Origin of the sequence: Aeromonas sp. QDB34 (assembly GCF_027705405.1) — a bacterium.
GTDB lineage: Bacteria > Pseudomonadota > Gammaproteobacteria > Enterobacterales > Aeromonadaceae > Aeromonas > Aeromonas hydrophila.
Genome location: NZ_JAPDBT010000015.1, coordinates 46,978 through 61,263, shown reverse-complemented (window position 1 = coordinate 61,263; position 14,286 = coordinate 46,978). Strand labels below are relative to the sequence as shown.

The window sequence follows — 14,286 nt, the reverse complement described above, 5'->3', positions numbered from 1 at the left end:
CTCGCAGCATCGAATGGCGAAAGAAATGCAGAAGGGCAGCCACTGGCTGCCCTTCTTGTTGCATGAAGCATGAGGCCCCGCCTCACTCGGCCGGGTCTTCCCGCTCCAGCGCCCGGTTGACCAGCGGCTCGGGCAGGGTCTTGGTCACCTCCACCCCCAGCTCGCGAAAGCGCTCCACCTGGGCGATCAGGTTGCCGCGCCCGTTGACCAGCCGCCCCATCGCCTTGTCGTAGCTCTCCTGCGCCCGGTGCAGGCTGCCACCCAGCTGCTGCATCTCCTCCACGAACAACCGCAGCTTCTCGTAGAGGCGGCCGGCCCGCTCGGCGATCTGGCGGGCATTCTGGTTCTGCCGCTCGTAGCGCCACAGATTCTCTATGGTGCGCAGCGCCACCATCAGGTTGGTGGGGCTCACCAGCAGGATGTTGTTGTCGAGACCGAATCGCACCAGCGAGGGGTCGGCCTCCACCGCGGTGAGGAAGGCGGGCTCCACCGCCACGAACATCAGCACGTAATCGAGGGTGCGCACCCCGGGCAGCTGCTGGTAATCCTTGCGGCCCAGCTCGCGGATGTGGTTGCGCACCGAGGCGACGTGCTCTTTCAGCGCCACCGCCTTCTCCAGCTCGTCATCGCTGTTGTACCAGCGCTCGTAGGCGGTCAGCGACACCTTGGCGTCGATGATGATGTCCTTGTCCTGCGGCAGGTGGACGATGACGTCGGGCTGGTAGCGCTTGCCCTTGTCCACCTCGATGTTGACCTGGGTGTGGTACTCGTGGCCTTCGCGCAGGCCGCATTCGCTGAGGATCCGTGCCAGCACCACCTCGCCCCAGTTGCCCTGCTGCTTGCTGTCGCCCTTGAGGGCGCGGGTCAACGCCGCCGCCTCCTCGGTCATGCGGGCGTTGAGCTCGGCCAGGCGCTCCAGCTCGAACTTGAGGCTATGGCGCTGGGCCGTCTCCTGGGCGTGGGTCTCCCCCACCTGGCGGCGAAAGCCCTCGAGCTGTTCCTTGAGAGGAGTCAGCAGCAAATCCAGGCTGTTCTGGTTCAGTTCGCGGAAGTTGCCCGAGTTTTGCTCGAAGATCCGGTTGGCGAGGTTCTCGAACTGCTGGCTGAGGCGCTGTTCTGCCTCCTGTTGCAGTTGCAGCTTCTCGGCGGCGGCCAGTCGTTCACTACGCAAAGTCGCTTCGGCATCCTTGAGACGGGCAGTGAGCTTGATCAGCAGGGTCTGTTGCTGCTCCAGCTTCTGCTGGCCCTGCAGCTTTTCATCCTGCAGCTCGTCACAGCGATCCTGCAGCGCCTGCTGGCGCTCCTGGCTCAGCAGCACTTGCTGGGCCAGCTGGGCCGCACCACGCCGGCCCACCAGCCAGCCGAGACCGACCGCCAGCACGGCGCCAGCCAGCAGCAGGCTCCAGAGCCCGGGCTCGATCATTTGCGGCTCCGCTGACGCAGAAAGAGTTCCAGATAGCGGTTGAGCAGCAGCCAGAGCAGCACGTAGAGCAGATAGGCGGCCAGCACCACCCACTTGTGACTGTTAACTCCGGTGTCGAGCTCGACGAATTCGATCCCCTTGATGCGGCAGTAGCCCCACATCAGCAAGGGGAAGACATAGAGCAGAGAAGCACGCCACAGAAATAACCACATGAGTTCATTCAATCCTGCAAAAAGACCCGCCTAGCTTACACAAGGGCAACCCGGCTTGCGATCCTGGCCGGCGCTATTCTCTGGCTTGCGAAGGGAAACTTGGATAAAATTAACCCCTAATAGGTATCAGGGGTGAGCATGACTCATTTTTTCTGTCGCTGGCTGACGCAAGCATTGGGGGGCTCTCGCAAACCGGAGGTGGTTTGTCACGAAGCGCGTCCCCCCTGGGCCATCGAAGAGTCCCAGTTCCTCTCCCTCTGCTCCCGCTGCGGTGAATGCTTCAAGGCCTGTCCCAACGGCCTGCTCAAACCGGCCAACCAGCCCAAATATGACGACACCCCCATCGCCGGCACGCCCGTGCTGGATCTCGCCTGCGGCCAGTGCAGCTATTGCGGCAGCTGCGCCAGGGCCTGTCCGACCGGCGCCCTCGACCTGCAGCTGGGTCGTCAGGTACAGACCCGGGTGCGGATCGAGGCCAGCTGCCAGGCCCGGCAGGGCTTCTACTGCCTGCTGTGTGAAGATGCCTGCCCCCAGCAGGCGATCAAGGCCACCGCCGACGGCGTCAGCATCAACATGGCGGCCTGCGACGGCTGCGGCGCCTGCGGTCTCGCCTGCCTGCACGGCGCCATCACCCTGATCCCCCAGCTCTGAATCCAAATCCCGGACATGACAAAGGGGCCCGTGGGCCCCTTTGTCATGCTTACCTGGCTTATGCCATGGCCAGAATCGAATCCTGTTCGATGCCGAGCAGGTGGCAGAGCCGGGTCGGATCGCGCACCGCATCGGCCAGGGTGTACTCCCCCAGCACCTCGAGGAAGGCGTTCATGGCGCGGCGCAGAATACCCTGAATGCGGCAGCCACCGGAGAGGCGGCAGTTCTCGCGCTTGCAGTCCACCGGGCAGAGCACGTGCTCCATGTCCATCACCACGTCACGCAGGTTGATGGAGACGGCGGAGCGACCGAGGCGGATGCCGCCATGCTTGCCACGCACCGTCTCTATGTACCCCTTGATGCCGAGCTGATGCACTATCTTGACCACGTGGTTGCGGGAGATGGCAAAGGTATCGGCCACCTCGGTGATGGTCGACAGGCGATCTCCCGGCTGGACCGCCAGAAAAGTCAGGGTACGCAGGGCATAGTCGGTAAATCGTGTCAGTTGCATGGTCGCACTTGCCTCTTACTACAAGTCAGAAATCAGGACGACAACCTAAAGCTAAGAGGCGGGGAAGCGCTTGCGCCCGCGCAAGGTCCGCATCTTAATCTGAGTCGTGGAATGACAAGGTTAAGAGCAGCTCAGGCGGGTGTCGATGAAGATGCACATAAATCGACACTTTCTTTGATTGATCGCAAACTTGCAGGGTTAGTCCAAGGTTTTGGGGGGTTATGGCGGTTAAATTCGCCGGTTTTCCCCTCCACCTCGGCCCGTGCAAGGCGACCTCATCGGCAAGGGTTCATGGCGGCTCAGTGCGGTTGCCTGAGCCAGTTTTTCAGGGCGCTGGAGGGGATGGAACTCTCGGAGGCGACCGCGAAGGCGCCCCAGTCCACCGCGCACTGCAGCGCATCCCGGATCGCCATGCCTCGCGCCAGCCCGTGGATCAGGCCGCCGGCGAAAGCATCTCCCGCCCCCGTGGTGTCCACCACCGACACCGGCCGCGCCGCCACCCGGATCTGCTCCTCGCCGTGAATGGCCACCGCCCCCGCCTTGCCTTCGGTCAGCACCAGCCAGGCCAGCTGCTCGCCGGCGATCTGGCGGGCATGCTGCCAGGGGTCGTCCACTTCGCCGAGGTCGGAGCGGGAGGCCACCAGCACGTGGCAGGGGCGACGCGCCTGGCCGCCCTTGGGATACTGGGCCACCACGAAGCTCTTGCCGAGCATCTGGCGCATGTAGCCGATGATGGCGGTGCCCGGGTAATTCACATAGAGGCAGTCCACCCCCTCGCTCGGCAGGTCCCCCGGCAGATCCGGGCGCCGTGGCCGCCTGAGGATGGTGCGCTCGCCGGTGGAGTCCACCAGGATCAGCAGCTCGCCGGTCTCGCCGCCGAAACGCTCCACATGGCTGCAGTCCAGACCGTAGCCCGCCGCCTGCTCCAGCAACCAGTCGCCGGTTTCGTCCAGCCCGATGCGCGAGGCGATGGTCACCTCGTGGCCGGCCCACACCAGCCCGATGCCGGTGTTGGCGGCGCCACCACCGAGCCGGCGGCCCTGATCCAGGTATTGCAGGCGGGCACCGGCCACCAGGGGTTCGGAGAGAGAGAGCACGTGATCACAGTTGAGATTGGCGAGCAGCAGAATGCGGGACATGAAGAGACCTCACTGACAGGGGAGCCCAGTATATGAGAAAGGGCCGTGACGGCCCTCCCTGAAATCGCGGGGTTTGTGAGCCCGCTCGACGTTTGCCGAGCGGGCGCGCGACGGCTGCGTCAGCCCAGTACCGACTCGGCGCTGACGTACTCGTAGCCGAGCGCCTGCGCCACCGCCGCTTGGGTGATCTTGCCCTTGAACACGTTCAGACCGGCTCGCAGGTGGCGATCGTCCTGCAGCGCCCGGGCATAACCCTTGTCGGCCAGCGCCAGCACGAACGGCAGGGTGGCGTTGGTCAGCGCGAAGGTGGAGGTGCGCGCCACCCCGCCCGGCATGTTGGCCACGCAGTAGTGGATGATGCCGTCCACCACGTAGGTGGGCTCCTCGTGGGTGGTCGGGTGGGAGGTCTCGAAACAGCCGCCCTGATCGATGGCCACGTCCACCAGCACCGAGCCCTTGCGCATCAGCTTGAGCATGTCGCGGGTCAGCAGCTTGGGCGCCGCCGCCCCCGGGATCAGCACGGCGCCGATCACCAGATCGGCCTGGGCGATGCACGCCTCTATGTTGGTACGGGTGGAGTAGAGGGTCTTGAGGGCCGGGCCGTAGAGGCTGTCCAGCTCCCGCAGCCGCGGCAGGGAGCGATCCAGGATGGTGACGTCGGCCCCCAGTCCCAGCGCCATGCGCGCCGAGTTGACGCCGACCACCCCGCCGCCCAGTACCACTACTTTGGCGGGCGCCACCGCGGGCACCCCACCCAACAGGGTGCCATTGCCCCCCTGCGCCTTCTCCAGACTGTGGGCACCGGCCTGGATCGCCATCCGCCCCGCCACCTCGGACATGGGCGCCAGCAGCGGCAGGCCGCCGCGCTCGTCGGTCACCGTCTCGTAGGCGATGGCCACCGCCCCCGAGTGCACCAGCAGCTGGGTCTGCACCGGATCCGGTGCCAGGTGCAGGTAGGTGAACAGCAGCTGACCTGGCCTGAGCAGTTCGCACTCCTCCGGCTGGGGCTCCTTCACCTTCACTATCATCTCGGCCCGGGCGAAGATCTCCGCCGCGCTGGCCACCAGTTCGGCACCGGCTGCCTGGTACTCGGCGTCGGACAGCCCGATCGCCTCGCCTCCCTGCTGCTGCACCAGCACCTTGTGTCCCCGGGCCGTCAGCTCCTGCACTCCGGCGGGAGTCATGCCGACCCGGTATTCATGGTTTTTGATTTCCTTGGGTACGCCAATAATCATGCTCGCTCTCCTGCTGTGATCCCGCCGGCGGCCGTGTCGGCGCCGGGCAGGATGCCCAAAAATTGCAACAACCACTGCATCATGGTGGCCGAATCCACCTCTCCCTCCAGCGAGGAGAGGCTGCGCTGGTAACGATCGTCCGGCAGCAGATCTCGCCGCCGCTCGATCAGCGCCCGGTTGTACGCCACCGAGAATTCCGGATGTCCCTGGATGGCCACTATGTGGTCACCCTGCAAAAACATGAAATTGGGACAAAAGTCATTGCCCGCCAGCCGGGTGGCCCCCGGTGGCAGTTGCTCCACCTGATCCTGGTGGCTGGCCAGGATCCGGATGGTCTCGAGCCCAGGCTCCATCCAGGGTTGCCGCGCCAGCATGGGATGGACCGACACCCCCAGCCCCCAGCCCTTGGTGGACTTCATCACCTCGCCCCCCAGCGCCTGGGCGATCACCTGGTGGCCAAAGCAGACCCCGGCCAGCTTGACGTCGGCATCGTGGGCGCGCCGGATCCAGTCGCGCAGCGCCCGGATCCAGGGGATGTCGCTGTAGGCATCGTGGCGCGAGCCGGTGATGAGCCAGGCATCGCACTCCTGCAGATCGGCCGGCAGCTCGCCATCGAGCGCCGACCAGACCCGAAACTCCAGCCCGGGGGCCAGTGCCCGGAAGCCCTTGATAAACATCTCGGAGTAAACGGGGCCGAAATCCCCCACCAAGTCGGGGTCCAGCCGGTCACAATCGAGAATTCCCAGTCGCATCTGTTACTCCTTCACAGTGATAGCGGCGAACGAAGGTGGATTCCTGCCACCGGGCCATGTCCGGGCTAGCTGCTGCATGGTTGATTACTTCATGGTCGGCATGGAGAACTCCGCGCCCGCCCGCAGGCTCTGGGGCCAGCGGGCAGTCACCGTCTTCATCCGGGTATAGAAGCGCACCCCATCCGGCCCGTGCATGTTGAGCGGCCCGAAGATGGACCGCTTCCAGCCACCAAAGCTGTGAAACGCCATGGGCACCGGGATGGGAACGTTCACCCCTACCATACCGACCTGCACGCGGGCGGTGAAGTCCCGCGCTGTGTCGCCGTCACAGGTGAAGATGGCGGTGCCGTTGCCATACTCGTGTTCGTTGATGAGCCTGAGCGCCGTCTCGTAGTCCGGCGCCCGCACGATGGCCAGCACCGGGCCGAAGATCTCCTCCCGGTAGATGCGCATCTCGGGGCCGACCCGGTCGAACAGGCTGCCGCCGATGAAGTAACCCTCGCCGTGGCTCAGGCCCCGACCGTCCACCACCAGCTCGGCCCCCTCGGCCACCCCCTGATCCACATAGCCGCGCACCTTGGCCAGGTGCTCGCGGCTGATGAGCGGCCCCATCTCGTTCTCCGGGCTCTGGCCCAGCCCCGGGCCCACCCGCAGCGCCGCCACCAGCGGCGACAGCCTGGCCACCAGCGCATCAGCCGTCTCATCCCCCACCACCACGGCCACCGAAATGGCCATGCAGCGCTCGCCGGCCGCACCGTAGGCCGCCCCCATCAGAGCGGAGACCGCCAGCTCGAGATCCGCATCCGGCATCACCAGCATGTGGTTCTTGGCGCCGCCCAGCGCCTGCACCCGCTTGCCGTGGGCCGAGGCGGTGGCATAGATGTACTGGGCGATGGGGGTGGAGCCGACAAACGACACGGCACCGACCCGCGGGTCGGTCAGCAGCACGTCCACCACCTCCTTGTCGCCGTTGACCACGTTGAGCACCCCGTCCGGCAGGCCGGCCTGCTTGAGCAGTTCGGCCATGCGCAGGGAGAGGGAGGGATCCTTCTCGGAGGGCTTGAGGATGAAGGTGTTGCCGCAGGCGATGGCCACCGGGAACATCCACAGCGGCACCATGGCCGGGAAGTTGAACGGGGTGATGCCGGCGCAGACGCCCACCGGCTGCATCATGGAGTGGCTGTCGACCCCGCGGCCCACGTTGAGGGAGTGCTCCCCCTTGAGCAGATGGGGAATGCCGCAGGCAAACTCCACCACCTCCAGGCCGCGGGTCAGCTCGCCCTGAGCGTCGGAGAACACCTTGCCGTGCTCGCGACTGATCAGCCGCGCCAGATCGTCCCTGTGCTGCTCCATCAACTCTTTGAAGCGAAACAGCACCCGGGCCCGCACCAGCGGCGGAGTCTGCGCCCAGTCAGCCAGGGCGCGCTCGGCGCTGGCGATGGCATCCTGGCACTCGGCGGCGGTGCTGAGCACCACCTGGCCCTGCTGCTGGCCGGTGGCGGGATTGAAGATGGATCCGAAGCGCTCGCTGCGGCTCTCGGTCGTCTCGCCGTCGATGAAGTTGCTGACCCTGTATGTCATAAATCCTCCGTGATGAGTTATGCGTGCCTGCCCGCGCCGCCCCGGGGAGCAGGCACGGGCAAGTGGCGCCGCGACGGGCGCCATCAATCGGTTAAAAGTCAGTCCTGGGCCTGCAGGGCGTCCTGCAGCAGGGTGAAGAGATCGTCGATCTGGCTGCGCTCGATGATGAGGGGCGGCGACAGGGCGATGATGTCGCCGGTAACCCGGATAAGCGCCCCCTTCTCGAAGCAGCGCACGAACACCTCGTAGGCGCGCTTGCCCGGCGCATCCGGCATGGATTCGAGCTCGATGCCTGCCACCAGCCCGTAGTTGCGCACATCCTTCACGTGCTTGCAGCCCTTCAGCGAATGGGCCGCCTCCTCCCAGTAGCCCGCCAGATCGGCGGCGCGGCTCAGCAGGTTCTCGTTGCGATAGATTTCGAGGGTCGCGAGGCCCGCGGCGGCGGCCACCGGATGGCCGGAGTAGGTGTAGCCGTGGAACAGCTCGATGGCCCCCTTGCCGGCCACCATCATGTCGTCATAGATGGCGTTGCTCACCAGCACGGCCCCCATGGGGATGGCGCCGTTGGTCAGCCCCTTGGCGCAGGTGATCATGTCGGGAATGACGTTGAACTCCTGGGCGGCGAAGGGGGCACCGAGGCGGCCGAAACCGGTGATCACCTCATCGAAGATCAGCAGGATGCCGTGTTTGGTGCAGATCTCCCGCAGCCGCTTGAGGTAGCCTTTGGGGGGCATCAGCACGCCGGTACTGCCGGCGATGGGCTCGACGATCACCGCCGCTATGTTGCTGGCATCGTGCAGGAAGACAATCTTCTCCAGCTCGTCGGCCAGCGCCACATCCTCCTCGGGCAGCCCCTTGGTGAAGGCATTCTTGGCGATGTTGAGGGTGTGGGGCAGGTGATCCACCCCGCCCAGCAGGGAGCCGAACCACTTGCGGTTGCCGGGGATGCCGCCTACCGAGATGCCGCCGAAGCCGACCCCGTGGTAACCGCGCTCACGGCCGATCAGCCGGGTACGGGTGCCCTGGCCGCGCGCCCGCTGCCAGGCCAGCGCGATCTTGAGCGCGGTATCCACCGATTCCGAACCGGAGTTGGTATAGAAGACGTGGCCGAGCCCCTTGGGGGCGATCTCCACCAGCCGGTTGGCCAGCTCGAACGGCAGGGGGTGTCCCATCTGGAACGTAGGGGCAAAATCAAGGTGGGAAATCTGCTGGGAAACCGCCTCGGCAATCTCGCGCCGACCATGACCCGCGTTGCAACACCAGAGCCCGGCAGTGCCATCCAGTATCTTGCGGCCATCCTCTGAGTGATAATACATCCCCTCTGCCGACTTCAGGATGCGCGGCGCCGCCTTGAACTGCTGGTTGGCGGTGAACGGCATCCAGAAAGCGGACATGTCGGAGGGAGTATTGATGTCGCTGATCGGTTTCATGGTCACCTCATCCTTAAGGTGTTTAGTAACTATCGGCCAATGCCTATTAAATTAAACACCTAAAATCTTAAAAAAGGGCTCAAACTTGCCCCATATGGTATCACCCGGCTAGCTGCTCTGAGCGGGGTGGTATAAGATATTTAACACAAATTTAATAATAGTAAACAGTCAAGGAGTGTCTATCGATGGATATCGGTCACCGCCTCAAGGCGGTTCGCACCAAGGCGGCCCTCTCCCAGCGCGAGCTGGCGAAACGCTCCGGTGTGACCAACGGCTTTATCTCCCAGATCGAGAAAAATCAGGTGAGCCCCTCGGTCGCCTCCCTGCGCAAGGTGCTGGAAGGCATTCCCATGTCGCTGGCCACCTTCTTCACCGATGAGACGGAGATGGACTCCGAGGTGATCTTCCGCGCCGCCGACATGCCGGATCTCGGTACCCACCCCATCAGCTACCGCCTGGTGGGCCACAGCCGCGCCAACCGTGCCATCGGCATGATGCAGGAGATACTGCCACCGGGCACCGACACGGGTGACGACATGCTGAGCCACGAAGGCGAAGAGTGCGGCATCGTCATCCAAGGCCAGGTGGAGGTCACCGTCGGCGAGCAGGTCTACCTGCTGACGCCGGGAGACGGCTACTACTTCGACAGCCGCACCCCGCATCGTTTCCGCAATGTGGATGAGCACGAATGCGTGCTGATCTCGGCCAACACCCCCGCCAGCTTCTAAGCCATGAGAGGGGAGATCCCGCCCCTCGCCGAGACGGGCTCCGGATGAGGCCAAATTGGCAAAGTGTTTAACGAATTGTTACAAGATGGATTTACAAGCGGCAGGATGTTTAGCATATTGATACGCGGAAACTGACTTTTTGCCGGTTCAAGGAGTGAACATGAGTGACCTGACCCTGGCCCAGTGGCAACACAAGGCCTCCCACCTGACCCTGCCCTCGCAAGCCTTCATCGACGGCAGCTACCGGGACGCCATCAACGGCGCCACCTTCGACTGCATCAACCCGGCCAACGGCAAGCTGCTGACCAAGGTCGCCGCCTGTGACGCCGCCGATGCCGAACTGGCGGTGCAGGCTGCCCGCGCCGCCTTCGACGACAAACGCTGGAGCGGTCTGCCACCCAAGCAGCGCAAGCAGATCATGCAGCGCTTCGCCGAACTGATGCGACTCAACAAGGTGGAGCTGGCGCTGCTGGAGTCGCTCGACATGGGCAAGCCCATCGGCGACGCCATGGGCTATGATGCCCCCGCCGCCGCCAACTGCATCGCCTGGAACGCCGAAGCCATCGACAAGATTTACGATCAGGTCGCGCCGGTCGAGGAGTCCGCCCTGGCGCTGGTGACCCGCGAACCGCTCGGGGTGGTCGCCGCCATCGTGCCGTGGAACTTCCCGCTGGTGATGGCCTGCTGGAAGCTGGGGCCGGCGCTCGCCACCGGCAACTCGGTGATCCTCAAACCCTCCGAGAAATCCCCGCTCACCGCCCTGCGCATCGCGGGTCTGGCCAAGGAGGCAGGCATCCCTGACGGCGTGTTCAACGTGCTGCCCGGTTTCGGCCATACCGTGGGCGAGGCGCTGGCCATGCACATGGACGTGGACTGCATCACCTTCACCGGCTCCACCAAGATCGGCAAGCATCTGGTGCAGTGCTCCGGCAAGTCGAACCTCAAGCGCGCCTTTATGGAGTGTGGCGGCAAGAGCCCCAACATCATACTGGCGGATGCGCCGGATCTGGACGCCGCCGCCAAAAGCGCGGCTGGCGCCATCTTCTACAACCAGGGTGAGGTGTGTACCGCCGCCTCCCGCCTGCTGGTGCAAAACAGCATCAAACCGCAGTTCATGGACCGGCTGCTGGCCCATGCCCGCGAATGGATCTCGGCCAACCCGCTCGACCCTGCCACCCGCATCGGCGCCATGGTGGACCACATCCAGATGGAGCAGGTGCTCAACTACATCGCCATCGGCCAGCAGGAGGGCGCCAAGCTGCTGCTGGGGGGCAAGCGCACCAATACCGAGAGCGGCGGCTTCTACATCGAGCCCACCATCTTCGACGAGGTAACCCCCGAGATGCGCATCTTCCGCGAGGAGATCTTCGGCCCGGTGCTGGCGGTGACCGGCTTCGACACGCTGGAGGAGGCCATTGCGCTCGGCAACGACACCGACTACGGTCTGGCCGCCGCGATCTGGACGGCGGATCTCAACAAGGCGGTGAAAGGCTCCCGCGCCCTGCGTGCCGGCACCGTGTTCGTCAACAACTGGGATGGCGGCGACATGACCATGCCGTTCGGCGGCTTCAAGCAGTCCGGCAACGGTCGCGACAAGTCACTGCATGCGCTGGAGAAGTACACCGAGCTGAAAAGCACCTGGATCCAGCTCGAATAGCATCAGAAATGACGCTTATCTGCGAATTGGGGGGAGAAATCCCCCTTTTTCATTTTTGCCCTTTCATCGCCGGCCTCAATCGATATAATCATCAAATAGACAAGCCCTTAAATATAAAGATAAAAATGTTATTTTTTCTGGGAAGTGTACTGTTTCTGGTGATAGGACTGCCGCTGCTGTTCTACATGCTGGGACACGGCGAGGCCTACGTGACCTGGGGTCCGTGGATCTCCGCCATCGCGCTTATGCTGTGGCTGCTGCTGGATGTGGACAAGATCCGCCGTGGCGGTGGCCGCTGAGCCGGGCAGTACGCCGTTAAAATCCGCTGATCATCATTTATTAACTTCTTTCCCCGCAAAAGGATCGCTACACTGATTTTTTGCGATGTTTTCCCGCATCCAACTCTCCAGTGAAGGTTATCCGCATGCAGCAACACGTTCAGCGCCAGGGCGTCATCTACGCCTTGTGCGCCTATACCCTTTGGGGGTTGGCCCCCATCTACTTCAAGACCATTGCCGCCGTGCCGGCCGCCGAGATCCTGACCCACCGGATGATCTGGTCGTGCGCCCTGCTGATGGTACTGACCCTGCTCGGCCGCCAGTGGCACAAGGTACAGGCGGTGCTGCGCCAGCCGAAAGTGCTGCTCACCCTGGCCTTTACCTCCATCACGGTCGGCGGCAACTGGCTGCTGTTCATCTGGGCCATCAACAACGGCCACATGCTGGATGCCAGCCTCGGTTACTACATCAACCCGCTGTTCAACGTGCTGCTCGGCATGCTGTTCCTGAGCGAGAAGCTGCGCCGGTTGCAGTGGTGGGCGGTCGGGCTGGCGGCGATCGGCGTCGCGATCCAGATCATCGCCTTCGGCTCCCTGCCCTGGATCGCGCTGGTGCTGGCCTCGAGCTTCGCCATCTATGGCCTTATCCGCAAGAAGCTGGCCCTCGATGCGCTGACCGGCCTCTTGATCGAGACCCTGATCATGCTGCCGCCGGCCGCCATCTATCTGTGGGGCTTTGCCGACAGCCCCACCAGCCATCTCACCCAGAATGACTGGCACCTCAACCTGCTGCTGATCGCCGCCGGTGCGGTCACCACAGCCCCCCTGCTCTGCTTCACCGCCGCCGCCACCCGGCTCAAGCTCTCCACCCTGGGCTTCTTCCAGTACATAGGGCCGAGCCTGATGTTCATCCTGGCGGTCACCCTCTATGGCGAGGCGCTGGCGCTGGACAAGATGATCACCTTCGCCTTCATCTGGAGCGCGCTGGTGCTGTTCAGTCTGGACGGACTGCGCAGCGGCAAGCGCCGGCAGGCAGCGGAGCAGGCTTGACGGCAAGGGGGCGCCACGCTGCAATAATCTACAAGCCCGCATTCGGGTTTCAGGTTATCAATAGTCGATGAGCGCACCCCAATCCCGCATCCACTACTGGCAATCCCGGCTGCTGCCGGGGGTTGAACTCTCCCACTCTCACCACAGGGAGTTCAGCTATGGCCGCCATGTGCACCTGGACTACCACATAGGTCTGGTGCAGCAGGGCGGCCAGAAATTCATCCACAAGGGCAGCAGCCACCACCTGGTGCGCGGCGAGCTCTCCACCGTCAACCCGGACGAGATGCACGACGGCCTCAGCCTGCTGCCGGAAGGGTACGAGGTGCGGGTGTTCGCCATCGCCCCCGAGCAGCTGGCCCGCTGGCTGCCGGACAGCCCGGAGCCCTTCTTCGACCAGGGGCTGCAGCGCCGCCCCGACCTCTATCAGGGCTTCGCCCGGCTGCACATGTACCTGGACAATCCCAGCCCCGACGGCCTGCTGGCGGAGGGCGAGCTGCTGGCCCTGCTCGGCGAGCTGCTGCACCTGGCGCCGGAGCGCCACGCCCTGGCCGACCCCCAGCTCAGGTACCTGCGCGACCATCTGCTGGCTCGGCTGGATGAACGCCACAGTCTGGAGGATCTGGGCGCCCTGTTCGGACTGGATCGCTTCGCCTTCCTGCGCCAGTTCAAGAAGAAGACCGGCATGACCCCCTACGCCTGGCTCAAGCGACTGCGGCTCGAACAGAGCAAGCGCCTGCTCGGCAGCGGCCTGCCGGTGAGCGAGGTGGCACTGGCGGTCGGCTTCTTCGATCAGAGCCACTTCCACCACGGCTTTCGCCAGGCGTTCGGCCTCACCCCTGCCGATTTTCGCCAGCAGATGCTGGCCGCCAGCGGGCGCGCCGACTAACTCCGCACTGCAATCTTTTACAATCCGGCGACTCCACAATCCGCCATGCTGTGAACTCGATACTGTCGCAGAGGTTTCCATGTTCACCAGCCTGTTTCTGACCATAGGTCTCATCCATCTCATCGCCCTGGCGAGCCCGGGTCCGGACTTCGCGCTGATCCTGCGCACCAGCCTGCACAGGCCCACCGCGCTGGGCGCAGCACTCGGCATCGCGCTCGCCATCCTGGTGCATGCCACCCTCAGCCTCACCGGTATCAGCCTGCTGATTGCCGAACACCCTTGGCTGTTCATCACGGTGAAGGTGGTCGGCGCCCTCTATCTGGGCTGGCTCGGCTGGGGGGCGCTCAAGGCGGCCTGGCACAGCTCGGCCGAGCTCGCCCTGCACGCCGGCGGCGAGGCGCAGGGCTGGCGCAAGGGGGTGCAGCGCGGCATTGCCACCAACCTGCTCAACCCCAAGGCACTGCTGTTCTTCATGGGGCTGCTGGCCGCCATGGTGACGCCACAGGTGGACGGCCTGACTCGTGGCCTGCTGGTGCTGGAGCTGTTCCTGCTCTCCCTGGTCTGGTTCGGCGTGCTGGCCTGGAGCCTCTCCACCGTGCGGGCCCAGCGCCTGCTCGGCCGCGTGCAGCGTCCGCTCAATCTGGTCACCGGCCTGCTGTTTGGCGCCGTCAGCCTCTCCATCCTGACCGGCATGGCCGGCGAGGCCTATGCCCTGGTCCTGCACTGACCCCTGTCTTGCCGCCATGAAAAAGAG

15 protein-coding genes are annotated in these 14,286 nt (G+C 64.4%); 7 read left to right on the top strand and 8 right to left on the bottom strand.

Annotated elements, in window-relative coordinates; all coding sequences use genetic code 11:
- Positions 1–82: 82 nt before the first annotated feature.
- Both rmuC and OKC29_RS17555 read right to left on the bottom strand, forming a co-directional pair.
- A complete protein-coding gene (gene rmuC, locus OKC29_RS17560; RefSeq protein ID WP_073348644.1) occupies positions 83–1,423 on the bottom strand; it encodes a DNA recombination protein RmuC in 1,341 nt (446 codons plus the stop codon).
- Entirely contained in the window at positions 1,420–1,635 is a 216-nt protein-coding gene (locus OKC29_RS17555; RefSeq protein WP_016349071.1) for a hypothetical protein, read from the bottom strand. The genes rmuC and OKC29_RS17555 overlap by 4 nt, the downstream gene beginning before the upstream one ends.
- Before the next feature lie 138 nt (positions 1,636–1,773).
- Here OKC29_RS17555 and OKC29_RS17550 point away from each other — a divergent pair, with 138 nt between their 5' ends.
- Positions 1,774–2,286 (top strand): ferredoxin-type protein NapF, encoded by a 513-nt coding sequence (locus OKC29_RS17550; protein WP_073348643.1) that lies wholly within the window; start codon positions 1,774–1,776, stop codon positions 2,284–2,286.
- Between the two features lie 58 nt (positions 2,287–2,344).
- Here the strand turns inward: OKC29_RS17550 and OKC29_RS17545 are convergent, their stop codons facing one another.
- The 6 genes from OKC29_RS17545 to OKC29_RS17520 all read right to left on the bottom strand — a co-directional run bounded on the left by OKC29_RS17545 (position 2,345) and on the right by OKC29_RS17520 (position 8,934).
- Entirely contained in the window at positions 2,345–2,797 is a 453-nt protein-coding gene (locus OKC29_RS17545; protein WP_011704258.1) for an Rrf2 family transcriptional regulator, read from the bottom strand.
- A gap of 299 nt (positions 2,798–3,096) precedes the next feature.
- Complete coding sequence (locus OKC29_RS17540) at positions 3,097–3,936, bottom strand: PfkB family carbohydrate kinase (protein WP_011704257.1); 840 nt, start codon at positions 3,934–3,936, stop codon at positions 3,097–3,099.
- Positions 3,937–4,055: 119 nt separating this feature from the next.
- Positions 4,056–5,171, bottom strand: coding sequence for an alanine dehydrogenase (ald, locus tag OKC29_RS17535; RefSeq protein WP_017410574.1), 1,116 nt, complete (start codon positions 5,169–5,171; stop codon positions 4,056–4,058).
- On the bottom strand, positions 5,168–5,923 hold the full coding sequence (locus tag OKC29_RS17530; protein WP_073348642.1) for a glutamine amidotransferase-related protein: 756 nt from the start codon (positions 5,921–5,923) through the stop codon (positions 5,168–5,170). The genes ald and OKC29_RS17530 overlap by 4 nt, the downstream gene beginning before the upstream one ends.
- A gap of 84 nt (positions 5,924–6,007) precedes the next feature.
- The gene (locus OKC29_RS17525) at positions 6,008–7,504 is read right to left on the bottom strand and encodes a CoA-acylating methylmalonate-semialdehyde dehydrogenase (RefSeq protein ID WP_073348641.1); all 1,497 of its coding nucleotides are present in this window, start codon (positions 7,502–7,504) and stop codon (positions 6,008–6,010) included.
- A 98-nt stretch (positions 7,505–7,602) separates the two neighbouring features.
- Positions 7,603–8,934 carry an aspartate aminotransferase family protein gene (locus OKC29_RS17520; RefSeq protein ID WP_073348640.1) on the bottom strand — a complete coding sequence of 444 codons (1,332 nt, stop codon included), beginning with the start codon at positions 8,932–8,934 and terminating at the stop codon, positions 7,603–7,605.
- Between the two features lie 185 nt (positions 8,935–9,119).
- Here OKC29_RS17520 and OKC29_RS17515 point away from each other — a divergent pair, with 185 nt between their 5' ends.
- The 6 genes from OKC29_RS17515 to OKC29_RS17490 all read left to right on the top strand — a co-directional run bounded on the left by OKC29_RS17515 (position 9,120) and on the right by OKC29_RS17490 (position 14,259).
- A complete protein-coding gene (locus tag OKC29_RS17515) occupies positions 9,120–9,662 on the top strand; it encodes a cupin domain-containing protein (RefSeq protein ID WP_073348639.1) in 543 nt (180 codons plus the stop codon).
- Between the two features lie 160 nt (positions 9,663–9,822).
- Entirely contained in the window at positions 9,823–11,319 is a 1,497-nt protein-coding gene (locus OKC29_RS17510) for an aldehyde dehydrogenase (protein WP_073348638.1), read from the top strand.
- Positions 11,320–11,444: 125 nt separating this feature from the next.
- A complete protein-coding gene (locus OKC29_RS17505; protein WP_016349064.1) occupies positions 11,445–11,618 on the top strand; it encodes a hypothetical protein in 174 nt (57 codons plus the stop codon).
- A 125-nt stretch (positions 11,619–11,743) separates the two neighbouring features.
- Complete coding sequence (rarD, locus tag OKC29_RS17500; RefSeq protein WP_011704249.1) at positions 11,744–12,646, top strand: EamA family transporter RarD; 903 nt, start codon at positions 11,744–11,746, stop codon at positions 12,644–12,646.
- A gap of 67 nt (positions 12,647–12,713) precedes the next feature.
- On the top strand, positions 12,714–13,532 hold the full coding sequence (locus tag OKC29_RS17495) for an AraC family transcriptional regulator (RefSeq protein ID WP_073348637.1): 819 nt from the start codon (positions 12,714–12,716) through the stop codon (positions 13,530–13,532).
- A 79-nt stretch (positions 13,533–13,611) separates the two neighbouring features.
- On the top strand, positions 13,612–14,259 hold the full coding sequence (locus OKC29_RS17490) for a LysE family translocator (RefSeq protein ID WP_162275563.1): 648 nt from the start codon (positions 13,612–13,614) through the stop codon (positions 14,257–14,259).
- Positions 14,260–14,286 lie beyond the last annotated feature (27 nt).

Coding starts and splice junctions, on each gene's coding strand:
- OKC29_RS17540 (WP_011704257.1), bottom strand. CDS start 3,936: ATGTCCCGCATTCTGCTGCTCGCCAATCTCAACTGTGATCACGTGCTC.
- OKC29_RS17555 (WP_016349071.1), bottom strand. CDS start 1,635: ATGTGGTTATTTCTGTGGCGTGCTTCTCTGCTCTATGTCTTCCCCTTG.
- OKC29_RS17520 (WP_073348640.1), bottom strand. CDS start 8,934: ATGAAACCGATCAGCGACATCAATACTCCCTCCGACATGTCCGCTTTC.
- OKC29_RS17510 (WP_073348638.1), top strand. CDS start 9,823: ATGAGTGACCTGACCCTGGCCCAGTGGCAACACAAGGCCTCCCACCTG.
- rarD (WP_011704249.1), top strand. CDS start 11,744: ATGCAGCAACACGTTCAGCGCCAGGGCGTCATCTACGCCTTGTGCGCC.
- OKC29_RS17490 (WP_162275563.1), top strand. CDS start 13,612: ATGTTCACCAGCCTGTTTCTGACCATAGGTCTCATCCATCTCATCGCC.
- OKC29_RS17505 (WP_016349064.1), top strand. CDS start 11,445: ATGTTATTTTTTCTGGGAAGTGTACTGTTTCTGGTGATAGGACTGCCG.
- OKC29_RS17550 (WP_073348643.1), top strand. CDS start 1,774: ATGACTCATTTTTTCTGTCGCTGGCTGACGCAAGCATTGGGGGGCTCT.
- OKC29_RS17525 (WP_073348641.1), bottom strand. CDS start 7,504: ATGACATACAGGGTCAGCAACTTCATCGACGGCGAGACGACCGAGAGC.
- OKC29_RS17545 (WP_011704258.1), bottom strand. CDS start 2,797: ATGCAACTGACACGATTTACCGACTATGCCCTGCGTACCCTGACTTTT.
- OKC29_RS17530 (WP_073348642.1), bottom strand. CDS start 5,923: ATGCGACTGGGAATTCTCGATTGTGACCGGCTGGACCCCGACTTGGTG.
- OKC29_RS17515 (WP_073348639.1), top strand. CDS start 9,120: ATGGATATCGGTCACCGCCTCAAGGCGGTTCGCACCAAGGCGGCCCTC.
- OKC29_RS17495 (WP_073348637.1), top strand. CDS start 12,714: ATGAGCGCACCCCAATCCCGCATCCACTACTGGCAATCCCGGCTGCTG.
- rmuC (WP_073348644.1), bottom strand. CDS start 1,423: ATGATCGAGCCCGGGCTCTGGAGCCTGCTGCTGGCTGGCGCCGTGCTG.
- ald (WP_017410574.1), bottom strand. CDS start 5,171: ATGATTATTGGCGTACCCAAGGAAATCAAAAACCATGAATACCGGGTC.